This is a genomic window from Aureivirga marina, from assembly GCF_015767265.1.
Taxonomy (GTDB): Bacteria; Bacteroidota; Bacteroidia; order Flavobacteriales; family Flavobacteriaceae; genus Aureivirga; species Aureivirga marina.
Window position 1 is genome coordinate 278,750 of record NZ_JADPIB010000005.1, and the last position, 23,959, is coordinate 302,708.

At 26.5% G+C, this 23,959-nt stretch carries 24 protein-coding genes; 14 read left to right on the forward strand and 10 right to left on the reverse strand.

Annotation, left to right across the window (positions count from 1 at the left end; all coding sequences use genetic code 11):
• Window positions 1-74 precede the first annotated feature (74 nt).
• Window positions 75-1,181, forward strand: coding sequence for a serine hydrolase domain-containing protein (locus I1A51_RS12435; RefSeq protein WP_196894365.1), 1,107 nt, complete (start codon window positions 75-77; stop codon window positions 1,179-1,181).
• 33 nt (window positions 1,182-1,214) lie between these two features.
• Here I1A51_RS12435 and I1A51_RS12440 read toward each other — a convergent pair whose 3' ends face one another.
• Window positions 1,215-1,649: an NADAR family protein gene (locus I1A51_RS12440; RefSeq protein ID WP_231374028.1), complete on the reverse strand. Its 435-nt coding sequence runs from the start codon at window positions 1,647-1,649 to the stop codon at window positions 1,215-1,217.
• 1 nt (window position 1,650) lies between these two features.
• The gene (locus tag I1A51_RS12445) at window positions 1,651-2,127 is read right to left on the reverse strand and encodes a macro domain-containing protein (RefSeq protein ID WP_196894367.1); all 477 of its coding nucleotides are present in this window, start codon (window positions 2,125-2,127) and stop codon (window positions 1,651-1,653) included.
• Between the two features lie 46 nt (window positions 2,128-2,173).
• Here I1A51_RS12445 and I1A51_RS12450 point away from each other — a divergent pair, with 46 nt between their 5' ends.
• Both I1A51_RS12450 and I1A51_RS12455 read left to right on the forward strand, forming a co-directional pair.
• A complete protein-coding gene (locus tag I1A51_RS12450) occupies window positions 2,174-2,716 on the forward strand; it encodes a GNAT family N-acetyltransferase (RefSeq protein WP_196894368.1) in 543 nt (180 codons plus the stop codon).
• 170 nt (window positions 2,717-2,886) lie between these two features.
• A complete protein-coding gene (locus tag I1A51_RS12455; RefSeq protein WP_196894370.1) occupies window positions 2,887-3,336 on the forward strand; it encodes a hypothetical protein in 450 nt (149 codons plus the stop codon).
• A 149-nt stretch (window positions 3,337-3,485) separates the two neighbouring features.
• Here I1A51_RS12455 and I1A51_RS12460 read toward each other — a convergent pair whose 3' ends face one another.
• The gene (locus I1A51_RS12460) at window positions 3,486-6,347 is read right to left on the reverse strand and encodes a DUF2339 domain-containing protein (RefSeq protein ID WP_196894372.1); all 2,862 of its coding nucleotides are present in this window, start codon (window positions 6,345-6,347) and stop codon (window positions 3,486-3,488) included.
• Between the two features lie 311 nt (window positions 6,348-6,658).
• Here I1A51_RS12460 and I1A51_RS12465 point away from each other — a divergent pair, with 311 nt between their 5' ends.
• The gene (locus tag I1A51_RS12465; protein WP_196894373.1) at window positions 6,659-7,201 is read left to right on the forward strand and encodes an acyl-CoA thioesterase; all 543 of its coding nucleotides are present in this window, start codon (window positions 6,659-6,661) and stop codon (window positions 7,199-7,201) included.
• Between the two features lie 117 nt (window positions 7,202-7,318).
• Here I1A51_RS12465 and I1A51_RS12470 read toward each other — a convergent pair whose 3' ends face one another.
• The 4 genes from I1A51_RS12470 to I1A51_RS12480 all read right to left on the reverse strand — a co-directional run bounded on the left by I1A51_RS12470 (window position 7,319) and on the right by I1A51_RS12480 (window position 9,666).
• Window positions 7,319-8,032 carry a pirin family protein gene (locus I1A51_RS12470; protein ID WP_196894569.1) on the reverse strand — a complete coding sequence of 238 codons (714 nt, stop codon included), beginning with the start codon at window positions 8,030-8,032 and terminating at the stop codon, window positions 7,319-7,321.
• 233 nt (window positions 8,033-8,265) lie between these two features.
• A complete protein-coding gene (locus tag I1A51_RS12475) occupies window positions 8,266-9,129 on the reverse strand; it encodes an AraC family transcriptional regulator (RefSeq protein ID WP_196894375.1) in 864 nt (287 codons plus the stop codon).
• A 77-nt stretch (window positions 9,130-9,206) separates the two neighbouring features.
• Window positions 9,207-9,323: a CbrC family protein gene (locus I1A51_RS17645; RefSeq protein WP_231374029.1), complete on the reverse strand. Its 117-nt coding sequence runs from the start codon at window positions 9,321-9,323 to the stop codon at window positions 9,207-9,209.
• A 1-nt stretch (window position 9,324) separates the two neighbouring features.
• A complete protein-coding gene (locus I1A51_RS12480; RefSeq protein WP_196894377.1) occupies window positions 9,325-9,666 on the reverse strand; it encodes an ADP-ribosylation/crystallin J1 in 342 nt (113 codons plus the stop codon).
• Window positions 9,667-9,802: 136 nt separating this feature from the next.
• Here I1A51_RS12480 and I1A51_RS12485 point away from each other — a divergent pair, with 136 nt between their 5' ends.
• The 6 genes from I1A51_RS12485 to I1A51_RS12510 all read left to right on the forward strand — a co-directional run bounded on the left by I1A51_RS12485 (window position 9,803) and on the right by I1A51_RS12510 (window position 14,713).
• A complete protein-coding gene (locus I1A51_RS12485) occupies window positions 9,803-10,564 on the forward strand; it encodes a Rossmann-like and DUF2520 domain-containing protein (protein ID WP_196894379.1) in 762 nt (253 codons plus the stop codon).
• The gene (locus I1A51_RS12490) at window positions 10,548-11,075 is read left to right on the forward strand and encodes a KdsC family phosphatase (RefSeq protein WP_196894381.1); all 528 of its coding nucleotides are present in this window, start codon (window positions 10,548-10,550) and stop codon (window positions 11,073-11,075) included. Before I1A51_RS12485 ends, I1A51_RS12490 begins: the two co-directional genes overlap by 17 nt.
• Window positions 11,076-11,185: 110 nt before the next feature.
• Entirely contained in the window at window positions 11,186-12,190 is a 1,005-nt protein-coding gene (locus I1A51_RS12495; protein ID WP_196894383.1) for a tetratricopeptide repeat protein, read from the forward strand.
• A 53-nt stretch (window positions 12,191-12,243) separates the two neighbouring features.
• Window positions 12,244-13,041: an AraC family transcriptional regulator gene (locus I1A51_RS12500; RefSeq protein WP_196894385.1), complete on the forward strand. Its 798-nt coding sequence runs from the start codon at window positions 12,244-12,246 to the stop codon at window positions 13,039-13,041.
• A gap of 353 nt (window positions 13,042-13,394) precedes the next feature.
• On the forward strand, window positions 13,395-14,018 hold the full coding sequence (locus tag I1A51_RS12505) for a DsbA family protein (RefSeq protein ID WP_196894387.1): 624 nt from the start codon (window positions 13,395-13,397) through the stop codon (window positions 14,016-14,018).
• On the forward strand, window positions 14,015-14,713 hold the full coding sequence (locus I1A51_RS12510; protein ID WP_196894389.1) for an SDR family oxidoreductase: 699 nt from the start codon (window positions 14,015-14,017) through the stop codon (window positions 14,711-14,713). The genes I1A51_RS12505 and I1A51_RS12510 overlap by 4 nt, the downstream gene beginning before the upstream one ends.
• A 56-nt stretch (window positions 14,714-14,769) precedes the next feature.
• Here I1A51_RS12510 and I1A51_RS12515 read toward each other — a convergent pair whose 3' ends face one another.
• Window positions 14,770-15,804, reverse strand: a complete 1,035-nt coding sequence (locus I1A51_RS12515; RefSeq protein ID WP_196894391.1) for a hypothetical protein — start codon at window positions 15,802-15,804, stop codon at window positions 14,770-14,772.
• Window positions 15,805-16,165: 361 nt separating this feature from the next.
• Here I1A51_RS12515 and I1A51_RS12520 point away from each other — a divergent pair, with 361 nt between their 5' ends.
• A complete protein-coding gene (locus I1A51_RS12520) occupies window positions 16,166-17,533 on the forward strand; it encodes a short-chain fatty acid transporter (protein WP_196894393.1) in 1,368 nt (455 codons plus the stop codon).
• A 97-nt stretch (window positions 17,534-17,630) separates the two neighbouring features.
• On the forward strand, window positions 17,631-18,074 hold the full coding sequence (locus I1A51_RS12525; RefSeq protein WP_196894395.1) for a hypothetical protein: 444 nt from the start codon (window positions 17,631-17,633) through the stop codon (window positions 18,072-18,074).
• Window positions 18,075-18,081: 7 nt separating this feature from the next.
• Here the strand turns inward: I1A51_RS12525 and I1A51_RS12530 are convergent, their stop codons facing one another.
• Entirely contained in the window at window positions 18,082-18,660 is a 579-nt protein-coding gene (locus I1A51_RS12530; RefSeq protein ID WP_196894397.1) for a hypothetical protein, read from the reverse strand.
• Between the two features lie 279 nt (window positions 18,661-18,939).
• Here I1A51_RS12530 and I1A51_RS12535 point away from each other — a divergent pair, with 279 nt between their 5' ends.
• On the forward strand, window positions 18,940-19,842 hold the full coding sequence (locus I1A51_RS12535) for an anti-sigma factor (RefSeq protein WP_196894399.1): 903 nt from the start codon (window positions 18,940-18,942) through the stop codon (window positions 19,840-19,842).
• 131 nt (window positions 19,843-19,973) lie between these two features.
• Window positions 19,974-20,195 carry a VF530 family protein gene (locus I1A51_RS12540; RefSeq protein WP_196894401.1) on the forward strand — a complete coding sequence of 74 codons (222 nt, stop codon included), beginning with the start codon at window positions 19,974-19,976 and terminating at the stop codon, window positions 20,193-20,195.
• On the opposite strand, the gene I1A51_RS12545 is transcribed toward I1A51_RS12540, so the two are convergent.
• Window positions 20,196-23,639: an ATP-dependent helicase gene (locus I1A51_RS12545; protein WP_196894402.1), complete on the reverse strand. Its 3,444-nt coding sequence runs from the start codon at window positions 23,637-23,639 to the stop codon at window positions 20,196-20,198.
• Window positions 23,640-23,959 lie beyond the last annotated feature (320 nt).

A 23,959-nucleotide genomic window follows, 5' to 3' on the forward strand; every position in this document is an offset into this window, starting at 1 on the left:
AAAAAGAGGTTGTTTATTATTTTTAAACAGCCTCTTTTTTTATTTTTACACCAAAAATCAATAATACTATCAAAATGAAAAATGTAACTACTCTTCTAGCACTTCTAATAACAGTATTTTCTTTTGCACAAGAACGCAAAGGAGAACGTAAAGTAAAATTGGATTATTCTGATCCTGCTTATATTGAAAAACTATTAGAAGAAAAAGCTTATGAATTTCCAAACAAAACAGAATTTTCTCTGGCTATAATTAAAAATGATGAGGTGGATTTTTATGGCTTTGTTAAAGAACAAGACAGTGTAATTGCAGTACAAAATCAAAATGCAATTTTTGAAGTTGGATCTATTTCAAAAGTTTTTACCTCTACTCTTTTAGCAGATTTAATCACAAGAAAAAAAGTAAAATCTCAAGATTTAATCAGCAAAAAACTTCCTTTTAAATTAAACGATTCTGTAAATTTCACTTATGAAGAATTAGCAACTCACACCTCTGGTTTACCTAGACTTCCTGTAAATATGATGGCTTTAAAAGTTGATATGAGCAACCCTTATTTAATTTATACAAATGAATTATTGGAGGATTATCTTAAAAATTCTGTAGTTTTAACAGAGAAAGGAAAATATGCATATTCAAACACAGGAGCTGGACTTTTAGGTTACACAATCGAAAAAATTGAAAAGAAGCCATATGAAGAAATCTTGAAAAAAAGAATCTTTTCTGTTTATGGAATGAAAAATTCGACTTCTCAAAGAGAAAATGTAACGAACAGACTTGTAGAACCTTTAGATTATCGTGGAAATGTAACTTCTAATTGGGATTTTAAAGCTTTAGCTGGAGCTGGTGCAATACTTTCTTCAACCGAAGATTTGACAAAATTCTTAGCAGCACATTTAAGTCAAAAACATAAAAAACTAAACTTAACAAGAGAAAAAACAGTTACTGTAAATGAAAGATTAAGTTTAGGTTTAGGTTGGCATATTATTAAAGATAAAGAAGGAAAAAATATTTATTGGCATAACGGAGCTACTGGAGGATACACTACTTCTATGATTTTAGATATGGAAAATAAGCAAGCAATTGTGTTATTGACAAATATTTCTGGACTTTCTCCAAGAAATGGTGAGGCTGACAAAATCACACATATGATTTTAAAGCATTTAAATACAATTAATAAAAAATAAAACTTAAAAATCCCTTCATAGAATTGAAGGGATTTATTTTAATTTTTCTCTAACTTTCATCAGAATTTTTCCAAGTTTATTCTTACCTAATCCATTTCCGCCATCTCCCCAATATGAATCATTTTCTGTATGTTCAATTATTTTTTTACTTTCCGTAGAAAGTAAAAGTTTCTTCAATTCTTCATGTTGCGAAAATTTTGCAAAAACAACTTCATACATAATATTATCTTTTATTTTATCCCAATTTCTTCGAATTTTCACTTTCCTAGTTCTTCCTAATTCTGCTGCTTTCATCGGAGAAACAACATTTCTTATTTTTTCTTGGTATTTTTTATCTTCAAATTTTTGTGCTTGAAAATAATGTTCAGAAGTTTTCCAAACTTTTCCATTTATTTTAACTGGAAACAGAGCAAAATTCGAAAATTCACCCCATTTCTGATTTTCTGCATAAAATTTAATTTCTTCCATTTTAATCAAAATCATAAACAGTTACTTCAATTTCTTTTTCCAATAATGTCTTTTCTATGATTGGTTCTATTCGATGCCACTTCCCCCCTGCCAAACCACAACCAATTCTTGGCATATGAATAGAAGCATCTATTTCTTGTGCAAAAATTGCAATTTTTTCCAATCCTTTTTCAATTGCTTCATAACGAACTGGAACTCCTTTACTTCCTGTTTTTGTTCCTTGTTGCCCAATTAAATTTGCAACATAAATATATTTTTCAACTTGAATAAACTGTACATTTCCTAACTCAAAATCATTTTTTGCTCTTTCTCGATGCCATTTTCTATAAGAAATTTCTGGCTCTTTCCAACGTTTCGAAATTGCTAAAACAAAACCTTTTCCCCAACCTCCAATATTATTACAAATATGCACGATGATTTTTACACCTTTTCCTTGTGGCGCACTTGCATCTCCTTTTATATATTTAATTTTTGACATATTTTTTATTCATTTTATTATTTTTGTCGCAAAAATAAAATTTCTCATGAATTTAGAAACTTCTTACATATTTAAATCAAAAAGGTTAGGTTTTAGAAATTGGAAAGAATCTGATATTCCAAAAATGGCAAAAATCAGTGGAGATGCAGAAATAATGCGTTTTTTTCCTGCTGTTGCAACTTTTGAACAAACAAAAGAATTTGTCTTTCGTATGCAAAAAATGTTTGAAGAAAGACATTATTGTTATTTTGCTGTAGAAGAATTAAAATCAAAAAAATTCATTGGTTTTATTGGTTTATGTTTTCAAGATTACGAAGCGCAATTTACGCCTTGTACTGATATTGGTTGGCGTTTAGATAAAAAGTTTTGGAACAAAGGGTATGCAACTGAAGGCGCAAAACGTTGTTTAGAATATGCTTTTCAAGTTTTAGAATTAGAAAAAATTATCGCTACAGCACCAAAAATAAATGAACCTTCAATTTCTGTGATGAAAAAAATAGGAATGCAGAAAAAGTTAGAGTTCAAACATTTTAAATTAAAAGATTTTCCAAAAATTGAAGAATGTGTTTGTTATGAAATACAGCAATAAATTCTTTAAATTAAACGCTAAGTATTCAATTAAAAAAATATTCAACTAAAAAACACATTTTAAAGGCTTTAACACTATTTTTATATAGAATTTCTGTTTAACTTTAAACAAAATATTTAGACTAAAATTTGTTAATGATTATTTTTTAAAAATTCTATAAATACTTATTAATGTCAATCAAAATATTAGAAAAAAAATATATCTTAAATCGTAAGAATTTTCAACGATTTAAAATTATAACATTTATATATTTTGCTATTTTTTTGGCTTTAGCAATAGAAGATTTTTCGATTCCATCTGACATCATGATGTATCTAAATTATTCTGCTTTTTTTGTTGCTGGAAGTGTCGTTTTTATGAGTGTTTCTAAAAATTCATTTTATAAAAATATTGGTGAATTACAATTGAATAAATCTATTTTAAATATTCGAATTTACGATAAAGGAAAATCAGAATTTCATTTGAGAAGTATTCAAAAAGTCAATATTGTAAAGGATTGTTGTGAAAGATATTATCTAGAATTTGAAAATGAATATTTACTTTTAAAATTAAATGAAGAAAAACTAAAATTTACTGTTGGACATTTTATCAATCATGATATCCAAGTTTCGTTGATTTAATTTTCTAATTATTTTTTTATTTTTCAATAAAATTAATTGCTACGCTTTTTATAACACTTTTATTTTCAACCAATTTTCTTATTATAAAAAAACAGTAAAACAAAATAGCTGTTTTACTGTTTTAATTGATTTTATCTAGACTGAAAAATTTATTCAATTGTTTCTAAATCTTCATTATCCATTTGTTCGAATTTTGGTTTTAATTTCACATATGCAAAAGAAGCAATTAGTAATAAAATTCCAAGTAAAACAAACACCAACACCTTTCCGTTTGTAGAAAAGTTTCGAATATCAAATATTATTAATTTGATAATTCCTATTGCAAATAAGAAAATGGAAATTTTATTTAAATATTTTAGTTGTTTTCTCAGCGCAACAAAAACTAAAGAAATTGCGTGAATTGCTAAAAATATGGTTAATGTCGGACCGTCAATTTCTAAATTTAAAGTTGGAATTAAAACTAAATAAGTAATAAAAATTAAGATTTGTAAAAATGCAAAATGAACATTTTTAGCCATTTTTGTTTTAAAATAACTTCCATCTTTTTCAAAGAAATGATTATAAGTTAGATGAATTCCTGTCAAGAATAATAAAAGAGTAAAGACTGGTAAAAATCCTTCTTCAGAAAATGAAAATAATCCACCTGTAATTCCAATAAACATACTGAAATAAATTGCAAATCCTCCAGTTGCTTGAAGAAATTTATATTTATTTTGGAAAAAGAAAATGGTTGCAATTAATAAACCAATAAATACAACCGAAACATCATCTTTAAGTAAATCATTTTCTATTAATAGAGCTGTTACATATATTACAAAAATATAAGGAATTAAAAATAATACTGTTTTATAAGAAGATTTTAAAGCAGCTTTATTATCAAATGATTTTTCAAGAATTAATAAACTAATCAAAGAAAGAATTCCAATTAAAAGTCCGATTGTTGAAATTTCTGAAAGGTTTAAAATGACACTTACTCCAAATATTAGAATCGAATTTATCCAAAGAGTTTTTGCTTTTATCCAACGATTTAATCCATAAGAAATCATAAATGCGATCCAAATTGATGGAATGAATAAATCTTCTATGTACTTGTAGGATTGACGTAAGAAAATATATGGAATTGAAGCAAAGAAAAGAATTCTCAAATATGAGATAAGTTCAAAAAACGAACTCGTTTCGTATTTTATTTTCTGATAATATAATTTCAATAAATATAAAGAAGCTAAAAATAATCCAACTCCTGATTTCCCATAAATGGTTTGTTTTGATAAATAAAAAGTTTCCATTTCAAAAGAAGAAACTCCATAAGCAATTAATAAAGCAAATAAGTGTAAAATTCCGACTCCTTCTATAAATTTTGATTCCCAAACTTTTCCCCAATAAATCAAAGCAAACATTGGAATAATTAATAAATTATAAGCATAAGCTCCAAAAAATTCATTAGAAATTAAAAAGAAAGTGAGCGTTGCCCAAATTGGAAAAATTTGTTCTACAATTCTTGCTAAACTAATCTCTAATCCGAATTGCTCTTCATCTTTATATTTTTTATTTAATACAATAATTGTAAAGAATAAAATACCGATTATGATCCATGCAATAAAAGCGTTTTCAAAATTGTGATTGTTCCAAGATTCTAATAAGAAACTTGCTTGAATTATTAATTTATAAAAAGCAATAGTCAATAAAATATAACCTTCTTTTCGAACGGTAATAATTTTAAATTGGTAACCTAAAACAATCAATAAAAATGCTTCAATTGCCCAGAATAATCCAACTAATTCTTTAGAAAATAAACATGGAATTGCAAATCCTAAGAAAACTCCAATTGTAATAAATAATCCAACTTTGATTTTCTTTGAGATATTTTTCCAATAAAAAGCTAAAATTCCAATAAAAAGTGAAGCATTTCCGATATAAGCGAATCCTAAAACAAAATTATCATCAATCGAAACGAATAAATGGTATAATAATAAAGATAAATTTCCAGCCAAAATGAAAACCATATCTTTTGTAAGTGTCTTTTTTAATTTTGTTTTCTCAAATAAAACAATATAGAAAAATAAATAGGCAAAAGCGTGTAAAATTCCTATAAAAAATATCGAATTTGATGGCGTATAAAAAATAGATGTTTCCACAATTGCAACAAATAAAATAAAGGAAATATAATTTAATTCATTCCATTTAATCTTGTTTGCAATGAAGTTTGCAGCAAAAATTAAAATCCATAAATAAGCAAAATAAAGATCACTATTTCCAGAATTTTCTAAGAATAATGGTGCTAAAGCTCCACCAATTAAACTTAATAAAGCAATAATTTTTGTTTCAAATTTAAACGATAAAAATATAGAGATTCCAGTTGTTGCGACAATTAGTAAAAATCCAACTGTAGCTGACGAAAATATTGGAAAACTCGTCATTTGTGTTGTATAATAAGTAACTAAATATCCTAAAAGAATTGCCAATGAAATTAGCGCACTTCCAAATTCCTGATATATTTTTTCCTTTTTTTGAAGTCGAATTCCCATAAATCCAATAGTAATTGCAACTCCAAATCCTAAAACATTTCTTAAAACATCACTATAAATTCCTAATAAATCACTTTGTAAGAAATAACCTAATCCAAATAAAATAGCAATAATTCCAGCGATTGTCATAAAGAAAATAGGTAATTTCCCTTCTGTTTTATATTTAGAATAAAGTTGCTTAAATAAATCTAAACCTGAAAAAAAAGGAGAAAAAATCGCTGAAATTTCTAAAATAAAAGCTGGAGTTTCTCTTGGTTTTCTTTCTATAACTTTCTTTGGTTTTGGTTCAGGGAATAAAGGATTTTCTTTGTAAACAGGTTTTGATTCTGTTTTAGTTTTTTCTGGTATTTTATTCTGTAAAATCTCTTTTTCCTTAACTTTTTCTACAAAATTCTCTTCTTCTTTAACAATTGGTTTTTGAATTTCTTGAATTTCTGGTTGCGCTTTCATTTCCGAAACAAGTGGATTCGTAATTTGTTGTTCCATCAATTTTCGCACAAATTTGATCTCATTTTTCAAATGCAACATTTCCTTCTCATGTCTCGATTCAAGGTTATATTGTTTTGCTTCAAGTTTTTGAAAAGTCAATTCATTTGAGTAGATGAGCTTTCTACAATTTATACAGATTATGTTTTCACTATAATTTGTATAGTTGCAATTTTTACAATTCATATACTTTTTCTTTTTTAGAAGATGCTAATATCTTTAGCACATTTAACATATGCAAACATTTTTAATAATTTTTAACATTATATTTTATAACTTGCTCCTTATTTAATTTTAAATATACAACAAAAATGAACTTGAAATCACCTAAAGATACAGCAATAACTATTTCTGAATTAATGCTTCCATCCTACTCTAATTTTAGTGGGAAAATTCATGGAGGATATATTCTAAATTTGATGGATCAAATTGCATTTGCTTGTGCTTCAAAATATTCTGGAAAATATTGTGTAACTGCTTCTATCAATACAGTTGATTTTTTAAATCCGATTGAGGTTGGTGAATTAGTAACTTTAAAAGCAATGATTAATTATGTCGGAAACACATCTATGGTTGTTGGAATTCGTGTAGAATCTGAAAATATTCAAACTGGAGAAGTAAAACATTGTAATTCTTCTTATTTTTTAATGGTTGCAAAAGAAGAAAATGGTCATACTTCTAAAGTTTCACCAATTAAATTAGAATCAAAAGAAGATGTTCGAAGATTTTTACGTGCTGCACATCGTTTAGATTCAAAAAGAAAGCGAAAAATCGAATTTTCTAAAGATGAAAAACTTCCTGAAAATTTCGAAAATGCATTAGCACATTTTAATTGTGTTTATGAGGAAAAATAAAACAAAAAGTGATTCTGAAATGAGAATCACTTTTTTTATTTCTTTTATTTTTTAAAGCTTTAGAAAATTGTACAAAAGTTTTCTAATAAGGAAAATCAAATGTAACGGAATTGATTCTTAAAAATGCATAGGAATTTCCATGATTAAAACTTTAGAATTTGTTTCATTTTTAAGTGAAATTTCAGAAGTTTCCCAAATTCCCATTCCATCTCTTTTGGAAAGTTTTTCATCATTAATTTCAATTTCACCTTCTATTACAAAAATATAAATACCATTTTCTTCTTTATGAAGTTTATAAATTTCTTCTTTTCTTTTGGTATAATTTGCTAGATGAAACCAAGCATTTTGATGAATCCAAACGCCTTGATCTTTTGCATAAGGAGATAAAATTTGATATAATTCATTTTCTTTTGCTAAATTTTGAATTTCTACTTGATCATAACGTGGATTTACATTTTTTTTATTTGGAAAAATCCAAATTTGAAGTACCTCAGCATCTTTATTTTTGTTCTTATTAAATTCACTATGATATACTCCAGTTCCTGCACTCATCACTTGAATTTCTCCAGCTTCAATCGTCCCTTGATTTCCCATACTATCTTTATGTTCAATCATTCCTTTTAATGGAATTGTGATAATTTCCATATTATCATGTGGATGTTTTGAAAAACCAAATCCACCAGCAATTTTATCATCATTTAAAACTCGCAAAGCACCAAAATTCATTCTTTCTGGATTAAAATAATTTGCGAAACTAAAAGTATAATTTACTTTTAACCAACCATAATCTCCAGTTCCTCTTGAATTTGCTTTATAAATTACTTTTTTCATTTTCGTTTCTTTTTTATCTAATTTATCAAATTGTTTTTCCTTTTGGGCTGTTTTAGAAATCGCATTTATAATCATTGGCGTAGATGATGCAATTAAACCAGTTAAAAACGATTTTTTGATAAAATCTTTTCGTTTCATATACTATCGTAAATTGATTGTACAAAGTTTGTGAAAATCAAAAAGTGAGGAAATATGAAAATTCGGTAAAAACATATGAAAAACCGTTGTTATTTTTATTGTTGTTTTTCTTTTTTACGAAAATTTGAAGGAGAAATTCCAGAATATTTTTTAAAAAAAGCACTAAAATTAGAAGGCTCTTTAAAACCAAGTTCAAAACCAATTTCTTTTGTAGAATTTGTTGAAAAATATAGTAATCTTTTAGCTTCTGTTAGAATTCGAGTTTGAATGTATTCTTTTGCAGTTTTTCCGATAGAATATTTAATAATTCGATTTAAATAATCTGCAGAAATCACTAATTTTTCTGCATAAAACGAGGTTGAATGTTCTTTTTTATAATGTAAGTTTACTTCTTTTTTAAATTCACTTACCAAATGATTTTCTTCTTTTTTATCAAAATTAATTGCACAATAATTATAACATTCAATCAAAATTATTTTTAAAAAAGCACCTATAGAAATCTCTTTTAAATTAGTCGAACTATGAAATAAATGATTTATTTCCTTGAGATATTTTTTAAGTTTCCAAAATGTTTCTTTTTCGAAATTCAAAGGTGGACTTTCACCATAATTTTGAAACAAGTTTAAATCTTCAATAAAAGAAATTGGAATCGAATTTTGAATTAAAAACTCGGTAGAAAAAGTCAAAACAAAACCTTCACTTTTTTCAGATTCTAAAACTTGATGCACTTGGCCAGGAGAAACAAAGAAAATCTGAAAATCTTGAATTTTATAACTCTGAAAATCTATAATATGTTCTCCTTTTCCTTTTTCAATAAATAAAACTGTATAAAAATCATGTCGATGTGGCTCATTCATTTTACCTTTTCTATTTTCATAACTAGAAGCCATTTCTGATATTTCAAAATTCTTTTTTTCATCTAAGATATCGACCTTTTTATAAACTTTTATTTTTTTCATTTTAAATGAATTCAAATCTTTAAACCACTAAAATAAAAAAGTGACTCAAAAATGGAATCACTTTTAAAAAATATTATTTAATCATTTCTGAACCAGTATAAAGGTTCATTAAAAACAGAACATATCCCTTCTTCTTTTTCAAACAAATCAAGTTCGTAAGCATTTGGACTATATTTAAATTTTGGAAATTCCATTTTATCTATATTCTCCAATTACTTCAATTTCTCCAATAATATGCGAATTAAACTCTTCTAATTCTTCCGAAGGAACCCAAAGTTCGTTATGAATTTCTCCTCCAACATTTTCAATTTTAAATTTCTTCAAATAAGTTGCATCCATATCAAATTTCGTTACAAAACCACAACCATATGCTGGAACATTCCAATCTTTTGTAATTTGAATCGCATAAGCTTCATTCATTACAGGATAAAAAATTGGTTGTTCAGGTAATCTTGGTGGAAATCCTTTGAAATCCATTTCTTTAATTAATTCTAATTCTTTATCGTTTACTGGACGATATAATGTTATTGTATTCATTTTCTATTTTTTTAAAATTAAAAGCAATGAAGATTTTATTAGAAGTAAAAATCATTCCTAGCAATTCGCTCAAAAATAGAAGAAACTTAAGAATCCTCAAAAATAATTTTAAAACAATTCTTCGTATCTTCGCAACATGATTAAAATAGTTATTCTTGGCGCTGGAAATGTAGCTTCTCATCTAATTCAAAAATTTCATAAGATCGCAGAAGTTCAAATTATACAACTTTACAATAGAACCATTGAAAAATTGGAAGAATTCAATCATGTTGCTCCAATTACAAATAATTCAGAAGAAATTTTAGATGCTGATGTTTATATTATTTCTGTAAGTGATGATTTTATTGAAGAAGTTGCTCAAAATTTAATTTCTAAAAAAGGAATTGTGGTACATACTTCAGGAAGTGCAAGTATAAAACGACTTTTACCAAATGAAAATATTGGTGTTTTTTATCCTTTGCAAACATTTTCTAAGAATAAAGAAATTGATTTTTCAAGAATTCCTTTTTGTTTAGAAGCAAAAGAAACTAGTTCTTATCAAGTTTTAGAAAAATTGGCTAATTATATCACAGATTCTGTATATCCAATTGATTCTGAACAAAGAAAAATATTACATGTTGCAGCAGTTTTTGTAAATAATTTCACGAATTATATTTACCAAATGGGAAGTGAAATTTGTGAAACTTATGACATTCCTTTTGAGATTTTAATTCCATTAATTCAAGAAACTTCTAATAAAATAGAATCTTTACACCCAAAAGAAGCACAAACTGGACCAGCAAAAAGAAATGATAAAACAACTATTGCAAATCATTTAAAATTATTAAACGAAAAACAACAACATATATATAGTTTACTAACGAAAGCTATTCAAGAATCACATGGAGAAAAGTTATAAAGAATTAATGCCATATATCGATACATTTATTTTTGATGTAGATGGTGTTTTAACGGATGGAATTGTAAATGTTTTTACAAATGGAGAATTGGTAAGAAACATGAACATTAAAGATGGTTATGCTTTAAAAACAGCTGTGGATGCTGGATATAGAGTTTGTATCATTTCTGGAGGAAAAAACGAAGGAGTTCGTGAACGCTTGAAAGGTTTAGGCGTAACCGATATATATTTAGGAGCGCATAATAAAATTGAGCAATTTGAAGAATATTGTGATATTTATGACATCAACAAACAAGGAATTCTTTATATGGGAGATGATATTCCTGATTATTGGGTAATGAAAGAAGTTGGACTTCCAGCTTGTCCGAAAGATGCAGCTCCTGAAATTCAAGATGTTTCAAAATATATTTCACAGAAAAAAGGAGGAAAAGGTTGTGTTCGTGATGTTATTGAACAAGTGATGAAAGTCCAAGGAAAATGGCATCAAAATTACAGTGCAAAATTTGACTAAAAAATAAATGAAAATCCAAGTAATAAATACTTGGATTTTTTGTTTTTAGTAATAGTTTAATTCATATAGAAATTAGCTTAAAAATAATTTATAACATTAACCAAATTACTATGAATTTTAAAAAAATTACTATTGGAGCTTTATTGGTTTCTACGACTTTTTATGCACAAGAACCAGAGAAAAAAACAGAAAATGAAGAAGAAATTGAAATAGAATTTAACCAAGAAGATCTTTTAAAATCATCTGGAGATTCTGCTTGTGAATGTGTAGAAGAAATAATTACGATTAACAAAAATCAGAAAGAAATCAAAGAAAACATCAATTACTGTATTGATAAACAAGTTTCAGCATATCAATTGATGGCTGAATTATCAAATGCAATGAATCAATCAGAAAATTCAGAAAAAAACAGTGATGATAAAAAAAATGTTGAAGTCAATATTTCTACGGATAAAGATTCTCAACAGTATAAAAATTATTATTATGATATTGAAAGTTATTTGATGCAAAATTGCCAAGCTGCGAGGGATTTAATTGCTAGAAATACAGAAAGTACTACACAACTTAGTTCAGATCCTTTAGCTTTGGAATTATACTATGAAGCACTAGATTTTACAAAAGAAGAAAAATATGAAAAGGCAATCGAAAATTATAAAAAGGCTGTAACATTAGATCCAAAATTTACTTGGGCTTGGGATAATATGGGAATTTGCTACAGAAGATTAAAAGAGTATAAAAAAGCAATTAATGCTTATAAGCAATCTTTAAAAGTAAATCCAAATGGAAAATTACCGCTTCAAAATATGGGTGTTGCATATACATATTTAGGAAAATATAAAAAAGCAATTAAAGCCTATGAAAAATTAGCAAAGATTGATGATACAAATCCAGAAGTTTTTTATGGATTAGGACACGTATATTATAGTTTTTTAAAAGAAGATGAAAAAGCTTTAGACAATATGTGCAAAGCATATAAGTTGTATATTGCTCAAAATTCACCTTATCGTTCGGATGCTGAAAAAATGATAGGCTTCATATATCAAAGTATGAAGAAAGAAAATAATTTATCAAAATTTGATGAAATACTAAAAAAGAATAAAATTCAAATGCAATAACAAATCAGCTCCATTTTTATAATGGAGCTTTTTTTAAACAATAATTTAAAACTATGCTCCAATATTTTAAAATAAATAATAAAGAAATTCAAGATTTAGTTATAAAACCATTTGCGCCAAGGCAAAGAAATTATCATGAAATCATGTGGATTCAAGAAGGAGCAGCAAAATTTATTATCGATGGAGAGATTAGTTATATAGAATCGAATTCATTTTTTGTTTTACCTAAAGGAAGATTACATCAATTTTTACCAAACAAACTTGTCGAAGGACAAGTAATTCGTTTTACTGAAGATTTATTAGATTGCTTCCCTAGATTACTTTTTAGTAAATTTAACAGTATTTCTCATGTAAAAATTTCAATGGAAGATAATCAAAGTTTAGATTTTTTATACAAAGCGTTCACAATTGAATATCAAGAACAAAATGAGTTCTCTCCTATCATTACAAATCTATTAAAAACAATTATTCATAAATTAAATGATATCAAGCAAAGTCAATTTCCAAATAATACAATTTTATTGGAAAATATCGATTTATTTGATCAGTTTCAACATTTAATGGATAAACATATTACAGAACATAAATTGACTGATTTTTATGCGAGTAAATTAAATATTACTTCTCGAAAACTAAACTCAATTGTAAAAAGTATTTTAAACAAATCTACCATAAATACCATTTCAGAAAGACTTTTAATCGAAGCTAAAAGAAGCCTAATCTACACAGATAAAAACATTAGTAATATCGCTTATTCTCTTGGTTTTGAAGACAATTCTTACTTCACAAAATTCTTTAAAAAACACACCGAACTTACACCAAAACAGTTTCGAAAATTGAATGGTAAGTAATTACAAAAAATACCATTTTTTAGCAGTTTTATACCAAAATATAAAATTCCTTTCCTACATATTTGCAAATGAGGGTATTTCATAAAACGTCCTGTTAAAATGTTCGTATTTGTTTTATGAAATCATTCAGAATATTTTGAGTTTGATTTTCTTTTTAGGATAAATTTAAATGGTGAATAATTAAAAATATTCAAAAATATCCTAAGATAAGTTAGCGTATGGGTTAAAACTACATGATTTCCTGTTTTGTACTTTAACCATACGCTTTTTATAAAAATAGCTAAAAAAACAACGAAACTAAACTTACCAAATAAAAGGTTTTTACCTTATAATTAATCTTTTAAAATTAAACAATGAATAAAATTATTTATATCATGGATCCACATTGTGGTTGGTGTTATGGAAATAGCGAAAATATAACTTCTATTTTTACAGAACTTCAAAACGATTTTGAATTTGAATTTCTTGTTGGAGGAATGTGGTTAGGAGAAAATGCACCAAAAGGTGGAGAAAGTTTGCATAAATTCATCGAAGCAAATGCGCCAAGAATGTGTGAATATACAGGTGTGGAAGTTTCAGATAAATTTTATAATCTAACAAAAGATATTTCTTATTCATTTAGTAGTTTAGAACCTTGTGCTGCAATTGTTGTAATTAAAAAAATTGCACCAACATTTACTTTTCAAGCTGCGAAAGAAATTCAAAAAGCTATTTTTATTGATGGAAAAAAATTGGACGAATTAGAAACTTATATTCCAATTCTTGAAACTTTTTCTATTAAAATTTCTGATTTTGAAAATGAATGGCTTTCAGAAGAAAATATTACTGAAACTTTAAAAGAATTTGAAACTGCAAAATCTTTTGCAAACGGATTTCCTACTATGATTTTAAAAGATGAAAAAGATGCTTATTATTTGTTAGCAAATGGTTATTTTCATAAGGATGAAATGTTTGAAAAATTAAAGCAATTAAAATGAATTGGGAAAACAAAAAAATTCTGATTACTGGCGGAAGTTCAGGAATTGGAAAACAACTTGTAAAAGATTTTTCTGTAAAAGGTGCTGAAATCGTTTTTTGTGGTTTAGAACAAGAATTAATTTCAGAAGTAGAAAATTCAACGACTGCGACTGGTTTTTTAGTAGATTTAACCAAAGAAAACGAATTACTTTCCTTTTTTTCTAAAGCAATAAAAATTCTTGGAAACATTGATATTTTAATCAACAATGCCGGATTTGTTATTGCAGAACCATTTGAAAGTTTAAAAAGAGCTGATTTTGAAAAAATGTTTGCTTTAAATACGATTGCTCCAGCGCAACTTTCACAACTTGTAATTCCATATTTTAAAAAAAATGGTTTCGGTGATATTGTAAATATTGGAGCAACAGGCGGATATTATGCTTTTAATAAAGGAACAGCTTATTCTTGTAGTAAAGCTGCTTTAAATATTATTTCAAAAAATCTAAGTTTAGAATTTAGAAAAGACAATATTCGTGTTTTTCATGTAGATCCAAGTTGGTGCACAGACACAAATAATAATGCTTATGGAACAGCAATTCCAAAAGACGAAAATCTATTAAATCCTGTAGATATTTCAACAAGTATTATACATTCCTTAGAGATGAATCGCCGTGCTTTTATTCCACAAATGAGTATTTGGGCGACAAATCCATAAAAAAAGAGTGTTTTTCATGAAACACTCTTCCTTTTATTAAAATATAATAAAAACCCCTAAGCCAACTTTGCAGAATCACTGTCAATAGTTGGATTATTTAAAAGTTCAGCATTTGCAATAACTTCCTCATGTGTATAAACATTTTCATACCATAAAGAATTTAAGAATTTTTCTTCATTTTTGGACATATAAGGATTTTGCATTCCTAAATAATATGGCGGAAGTGTTGTTGTAATCGGAACTTTTAATTCTTCAGAAAATATTCTTCCACACCAATAATCTTTTGTAGATTCAATTCTTCTACATTTATCTAAATCTACCATTTTGGAAACTGGAGAAAATTTATCAAATCGCAAGCTATTTTCAGCTCCTAAAATATCTTTTTCAGAAATATATTCTACTATTTTATCTTGTTTTCTGTTTAAATTGCCTCTTTTAAAGTAAGTACTAATCAGCATTGGAATTGCAATTCCTCCGCAATTTCTATAATGATGAATAAAATCAAAACGTTGACGTAATTGTTCTTTTTTATCAAAAGCACTTACAGAAACACGTATTTCAGCTTTAATATTAGCAAATTTTTGCATCATTTCTTCAGAAGGAAATTTGTAAACTTTTGTCATCAAAATTGGAAGTCTTCCAGATTTTCGAATCAATTTTGCCATTTCAAAAGCTTTTTCCCAATTCCAAGAAGGATCACTATTCCATCCATTCGTCAAAAATCCTTGCGTACTTGGAATATTTTTCAAGTCCTTAATAAAAACTTCTTTATCTAATATATTTTCCACTTTAATACCAAAATCAAATCCTGATAAAAAAGACAATTTTGCAGCATTACAATTTCCATAGCAAACACTTGATGCAGGTAAACATCCTAAATATAAATCCGTTGTTATCGATTCAAGAGGATGTCCTCCTATTTTCCCTGCTCTAATTTTTTGTGGATTTGGTACTTTTAAATTTTTGGCTTTTGCGTATTCTTCATAACTTTTTGACACATATTTATCCAATTCAGAAAAATCTGTATCTGTACGATCGAAAATATAATCTATCCAATCGTTTAAATCATTATTTATTACCTTAGTTTTCATGGTTTGTAGTTTTGTTGTGATTTTCAAAGTGTGGTTGTCATCTTTGGCAATAAATTCTAGCAGCAATTTATCATGTCATGTTTCTAGCCATTTTTTTAAAAAGATTCTGAAGTTTGAATCTTTAGTAATCATTAATTGTTGTTTTTTCATTTCCTCTATTTGTTATTTAAATTATTTTTTCAATTAATTAGAACTGAATTATTTAAAAAATTTCTAGAATATGAATGGCTGCTGTATGTAATTTTTAAATTATGACCACAAAGTTACAGATTTTTAAAATGCAATAATTTTTAAGCAAATAATTTAATAAACAATTAACTGTTTATGAAAAATATTATTTTTGACACAAAATTAAAAATACATGAATATAACTGGACTAATTGAAACGATTTTTAAAAAATATTTACCTTCTCCTTTTACAATCGCAATATTTTTAACCTTATTAACAATTGTTTTAGCCTATTTCTTCACACCAATTGTTTCAAAAGAAAATCATTTTATTCAAATTTTATCCTATTGGGAATCTGGAATTTGGTCTAACGGCTTGTTAGTTTTCGCTTATCAAATGATGTTGATTTTAGTTTTAGGTCATGTTTTAGTTTTGACGAAACCTGTCAATAAATTGATTTTAAAATTGACAAGTTTTGCAACTTCTACTTCAAAAGCAGTTATTTTAGTAAGCTTTACAACAATAATTGTTGCATTTTTTAATTGGGGATTAGGATTGATTTTCGGAGCAATTTTAGCAAGAAAAGTAGGAGAATTCGCACAAAAAAATCAGATTCCAATCAATTATCCATTAGTTGGAGCAGCAGGTTATGTTGGATTGATGGTTTGGCACGGAGGATTAAGTGGTTCTGCACCATTGAAAGTTGCAGAAGCTGGGCATTTAGAAAAATTATTAAAAGGAACTTCTTTACAAAGTATTCCTGAATATATTCCAACAAACACAACAATTTTCAGTGTTTCTAATATGGTTATTTTTGCTGCATTATTAATAATTGTTCCTTTATTTCTAAGTTTTTTAGCAAAAAATGTAAAACCCACAAAAATTGATTTACCAACTTACAAAATGGAAGAATCTAACAGATTAAGTAAATTAATTGGAGCCGAAAAATTAGATCATTCAAGAATTTTAGCAACTATTTTTGGTTTTGTTTTATTAGCTGCATTTATTATAAAATATGGAAAACAAGTATTAGAATTGAAATTTACTTTAAATGGAATTAATTTTTTAATGCTTGGATTAGGAATTTTATTACATCAAAATTTCAAAAACTTTTTAAATGCAATTGAAGAAGCAATCAAAGGAACTTCTGGAATTTTGATTCAATTTCCACTTTATTTTGGAATAATGGGAATTATGAAATCAACTGGAATGGTTGCACAAGTTTCTGATTTCTTTGCAGAAATTGCTACACAAACAACATTACCAATTTTTACATTTTTCAGTGCTGGATTGGTGAATATATTTGTTCCAAGTGGCGGTGGACAATGGGCAATTCAAGGACCAATTATTGTTGAAACTGCAATGAAATTGAACGTTCCACTTTCGAAAGCAATTATGGCTTTAGCTTATGGAGATCAAATCACGAACATGTTACAACCTTTTTGGGCTTTACCACTTTTAGGAATTACAAAATTAAAAGCAAAAGAAATTCTCCCATACACACTTTTACTTATGTTGGTTGGAATTGTAATTTATATTGGTGGATTGTTGATTTTTTAAGAAAAATAGATGTAAATGTCGTAAAAATGTCCAATGAATGACGTTATCATAAAATGCTAATTTCTATAATTTTGTCATGAAATAAAATTATAATTTCATGAATAAAGAAAAAGAAAATTCAACATTAAAAATAGTTTTTCAATTAGTAAAAATTCCACTTTTAATTGCAATTTTTATCACACCAATTCGATTTACTTTAGAATATATTGGTATTCCTGAAAAATATATTTTTCTCATTGGATTACTTTGGATTTCCTTGTTTTTCTCAATTTATTGGTCATTTCGAATTTATAAAAGAAAAGATTCTTTTTTGATTCTTTTTTATTTTTTATTAATTCTTTCTCCAATCTCAAGAATTCCTGTTGCAATTTTTTGGTGGATTGATGTAAACTGGAACTTAAAAACACATTATGGTGCTTATTTCAAAACTTTTTATGAAGCATTATTTAACCACATTTTTTATGGTTCTTTAATTCAACTAATTTTAGGTTTTCTTTTGGGATTTTTGGTCATTCTATTTTTAAAATTCAAATCGAAATAACTTCTATTCAACACATTTTTTGACTAAATAAATGTAATTTTTCGTCTAATTTAATTGCATCTAAATGAAATTGTTTTTCAAAATTTTTATATTCTTTAGTTGACTTAAATACATTCATACACATATTTTCACACTTTATTTTTTTCCATTTATTTTGTGCAATTTGAATAGTTTTAGATAATTCATTTAATTCAAAATTTCTTTCTAGAATTAATTTATATTCATTTAATTCATCAAATAAAAAAATAGAAGCCAAATCATATTCATTTTCTATAAATTCCATCTTTTCTATTATTTCAATTGATTTTTCTGTAAATCCTTTTAGTTTAGAAATATCAAAATTCTTTAGTCGATTTTGGTTTTCAAAAAAGGAAAGAGTTTTTACAAAATCATATTTATTTTCTTCATATTTCTGTTGAATAACATTAATTTCAAAGAAAGTTTTCTGAGCTATTTCATTAATTTTTTCTCTTTTAAATTTTTTAATTATTTTTTCAACATCTCCATCAAATTCAATTAGTAATTTCTTTGCTTCAACTATTGGAATTGGAATTCTTCTTCTCAATTTTAACAACTTCTCTTTCATTTAAAAATTTTTAATTATTCTTTTAACTTTTATATTTTACTACAAAATTTCTATTTTCTTAAAACAGCATATTTTATATATAAACATCTCTCTCTTTCCCCACAAATAAAAGCTTTTTTTATGAAATTTTATATTTTTTACAACTTTTAGATCACTCTTAAATTTTCTTAAAATTTTGTTAAAATATTCGTTAACAAAAATCTAGCTGTAAGCATAAAAAAAAATCTCGTTCTAATTAAGCAATGAAATTATTTGCTAACATTTAAAATAATTAACGAAATGAGAAAACTGATTTATGGTTCTTTACTATCACTAGGTCTTGTAGCTGCTTCTTGTAGCAATGATGATGATTCAACTTCTACTCCAATTGTAGAAAAATCAACTCTAAAATTAAACTTATCAGGTTTAGAAGATTTAGGTGATAATTATGTTTACGAAGGATGGATTATTGTAAACGGAAACGCTATTAGCACAGGTGTATTCAATGTAGATGGAACAGGAAATTTATCTAAAGTTGATTTTGAATTAAACAAAACGGATTTAGATGCTGCTACAAAGTTCGTACTTACAATTGAGCCTGCAAACGATACAGATCCAGCACCTTCAAATACAAAATATTTAGTAGGTGATTTCAATGGAAATTCTGCATCAGTGAACACAGGAATTATTGGAGATTTTTCTAATTCTTCAGGACAATTTATTCTAGCTAGTCCTACAGATGATGTGGCTGATAATGATCAATATGGTATTTGGTTCGTAAATCCAACAGGGGCAAATCCAGTTGCTTCTTTAAATTTACCAATGTTAGAAGAAGGTTGGAAATACGAAGGATGGGTTGTTACAGAAGATGGAACTCCATTAACTACAGGAACTTTCAGAAATGTTTCTGCTTCAGATGATGCTGCTCCATACAGTGGACCAGTTGCACTTCCTATGCCAAATGGTGAAGATGGATTCTTCCCAGGAGAAGATTACTTAGTAAACGCTCCTGATGGTGTAACTTTCCCATTAGATGTTAGAGGAAAAACAGTTGTAATTACTGTTGAACCATACCCAGATAATGATGCAAAACCTTTTACTTTAAAACCTTTAGTTGGAACAGCTGGAGATATGTTAGGTGAAGCAAATTTACATGACATGAATTTACAAAACAATTTCCCAATGGGAACTGTAACTAGATAATTAGAAAATTAGATTTTTTTAATTTTATTTGGATTTGAATTTAAAGAGGCTATTGTTTTAGCCTCTTTTTATTTTAAAATATCTTTTTTTATCGAATAACTTGTTTACTTTTGTAAGTATAAATTAATCAAATGGAAAATCAACCAAATAACCCATCACATGGTGTGAAATTAAAGCAAATGATTGTTGAACTTGTAGATTATTACGGTTGGGAACATCTTGGTTATAAAATTCCTATTGGTTGTTTTAAAAATAATCCTTCCATTGGTTCTAGTATCACTTTTTTAAGAAGACATTCTTGGGCTAAAAATCAAGTTCAAAATCTTTATATAGAAATGAAGAGAAAGCAATAATTAAACTTTCACAAACCCATTACGATCAGATACAAATTTAATTAATTGAGAAAAAATCGGGTTTTGGCTTAAAACCTCTTTATTTCCAATCATAATCATCTGTTCTTTCGCTCTTGTCAAAGCAACATTTAATTTTCTATCTACCGTTTTATCATCATTGTAATTTTCAATTGCTTTTAATTGAAATTCTTCATTTACAGTAAAAGAATAAATAATAATATCTCGCTGACTTCCTTGATAGCGTTCTACAGTATCTACTGTAATTTCTTGATAATTTGGAATATTTGCTTGTTCTAATTTTTGTTTAATTGTCGCCAATTGACTTCGAAAAGGTGCAATAATTCCAATCGTTTTCTTAGCGTCTATTTTTTTTCCATTAAAAGCATATAATTCATGAATTTTTTGCACAACTGAAACTACAAAATCAGCTTCTTTTTCATTTTGCTTTCCTGTTTTATTCTTTTCATTTTTACAAGAAAAAAACAACATTCTTTTCGATGCTAAATTTTCCTCTAAAACTGAATTTGTTTTTGTTTTTAAGTCTATAATTACAACTTGTCTTTTTAAATTTTCTTTTGCTTCTTTTGTTAATGTAGAAATATGAAAAGCTTCTTTTAACTTTCCATCATAAAAAACTTTATTTGGAAATTCAGCAATTTCTTCATGCATTCTTCCTTGAAAAGTCAATTGATCAAATGCAAAATCAAATTTATTTTTTTCACAATAAATATATAATCTTTCAAAAAGCGAGTTTTTCTTATTTTTCAAACCAATTTCCTCTAATAAAAGATTTTTAGTTTTCGATTGCTCTTCATTTTGCAAAACAATTGCAGGAAGTTGTTTATGATCACCAATCATGATAAACCTTTCAAATTCTGGCAATAATCCAACAATTTGTGGCTCTAAAATTTGCGATGCTTCATCAATAATTACAGTGTCAAACTTCTTTAATTTGAATAAATCTAATTTTCCAGAAATTGATGCAACTGTTGAAACATAAATTCGATGTGCTTTTAATTTCGATTCAATTTCTTCTCTTTTCTTCGAATTTTCTGTAATATTTTTCAATAAACTTCCACGAAAATTTTCTTGACAAGAAAGTTCATTTCCAATTCGAACAAAAGTATTTTCTAGTTCTCCTAATTCATTTAAAGCTGTATTTATCGTTTCACATAATTCATCGACTGCTCGATTTGTATACGCTAATAACAGAATATTTGAATTCGGTTCTTTATAAAATGCTTCTACTAATTCTTTAATAATTATCGAAGTTTTTCCAGTTCCTGGAGGTCCATTTAACAAGAAATAATCTTTAGAATTTATCGCTTTCTGTAAAATTCTATTTTGTTCTGTTGATAAATATGTTTTATGAAACTTTTTTTCATTCGATTCTTCTGGAGGTGATAAAGTCAAAATTTTTCGACGTTTATTTGTTCTTTTCGCTACTTTTTCCAAAGTATCATCAGAATTTTTATGCAAAAACATATATAAATTTTTATACATATTTTTAAAAGAACTATCCATCGAATCTTTTTCTAAAGCCCATTTTTTATGTGCGTCAAAAAACTTTGTATTATGTTGTGTGTAACGAAATCCTAAAACAACTTTTTCACTTGAAATTGACTTTACATTACATTTAAAAATTTGATTTTCAGTAGCAATTTCATTTTCGTTTCTTGGATATAAAATACAAGTATCTCCTTCTCTAAAATTTGCATATTTATTCTCTGAATTTGTTCTTTTTAAAACAATTTCTTTTTGTGAATTCGCAACATTATTTTCACTAATTTCTAAATCATACAGAATTTCAAATTTGGCATTTTTTTCATCAAAAGAACTTAACCAAACAGAAGCCAAACCTCGATTTGATTCTATTTCTCCATTTCCAATTTTTGCTAAATATTGCTCTTTTGCTATAAAACTTACAAACGAATAAAAATATGCTTTTTCCGTTTCAGAAAGCTTTTCAATTGGTTGTTGAAATTCACGAATTTGAGTAACTAAAATATCTCGAAATCTTGGATTTAAATCTTTCTTTTGAATTAAATTTTTGACATTAATTTTTTTGATTAATTTCTCTGTAAATTCTAAAGAATTATTTGCTAAATAATGTTCATTTACAATAATTTCATTTCGAAGATTAAAAATTCGTTGCATTACATCCAACGTTGGTTCTTCTGAACGAATATTGTTCAAATTCGATTTAGAATATAATATATAACCATTGATTTTTGAAGTAATTTCGTTAAAACGCAACTTATTTAAAACTCCAACAATTTGATAATATAAAAACAATTGTACAACATGATTTCGTTTAATTGTTCTTCCATCATCAGGATAAGGCGTTCCACCAGATTTTAATTCAACAATTTTTGCATTGTTTTTTTCATCCAAATCTAAAAGATCCAAACGTCCTTGAATTCCATATAAATCTGAAAAAAAAGATGGCTCTAATGTTACTCTACTTCTATTGATTTCCAGTTTTTGAAAATCATCTTGAATCACTTTTTTTATCGTATGAAAATGTCGTTTCGCTGTTTCAAAATACGTTTTAAAATCATCTCTTTCCTTAATATCTTCACTTGTCGTATATTCAAATGGATAATTGGTAAAATCTTTATAAAAAATATCATTGAATTTCTTTTCAACTCCATTTTCTGTAATTAATTCATCTACAATTAAATTGGCAAAATTTCCTAATCGAATATGTTTATTATTCGGAATTTCTTCAAATTTCGATTTTAAAAATTGCATTGCAGAAAAGCCATAATCTTGAAAGCATTCAGCAATTGCAGAAATATCTAAAAGATAATCTGGTTCTAAAATCACAAAACGAGGAAAATAATTTTGCTCTTTATCAACACGAATATTTACCAAATAAACTTGCGCTCCTTTCCAAAAATCTTTTGTAGAAAAAATAGCATTTGGAAAAACTTTTACTAATGATTTTTCTTCATTTTCAATTTCGATTTCACACCAAAGAAAATGTTCATTTCGTTCGATAATTATTGCTCTAATTTTAGAAATAAATTCCGAAATATCTTCTTTTTTTGGAGCTTTTTTAAATTCATTTTTCGGAAGAATGGTAATAAGAAAATCTGGAATATCGGCATTAAAAACTTCCGAAATAAATTTTGCAAAATGATGAATATGTGAAATAAATAATTCTTCTGAAGGTTTCTGCTGTTTTCTTGAAATCTGAGAAATTGTATAGCGTACATCATTTATTTCTTTTGAAACTTTATATTTTTTCGTTACAAAAACAAGCTTTGAAAAAAGATTCGAAAATTCTACAGGTTCTTCATGAAGTAACTGATTACAAATTCGCTCTAAAGTTTCTTTTAAACGAAAATATTTTGCTCTTAAACTAATAGAATCTTTAAAAATTGCTTCTAAATGTTTAAAATGAATTTCTGCAAAATGTTTCTTATTTTCTTGTTTCATTTGTGTGATTTATCGGAATTACAAAAGTAGAAAAAAGGAAAGTTTTTCAATTGAAAAAAAACGAATCAATCAAAAATAAATGTTGTATTAAAAACACTTTTATCAATTTCGTTTAAATAATAACAGTTTAAAACCTGTATATCAACTTTTAAGAAATTTCACTTTGTTTTCCATTCTATTAATGAATTTAAATAAAAATATTTAACCTTAATTAACAGAAAATTAAAAGTTTACGGTAAAACCGTAATTCTTATGTAGTTTTTTTCCTTAAAATTGTAAAGTAATGAATTACAAATATTTAATATAATTCAAGATTACGC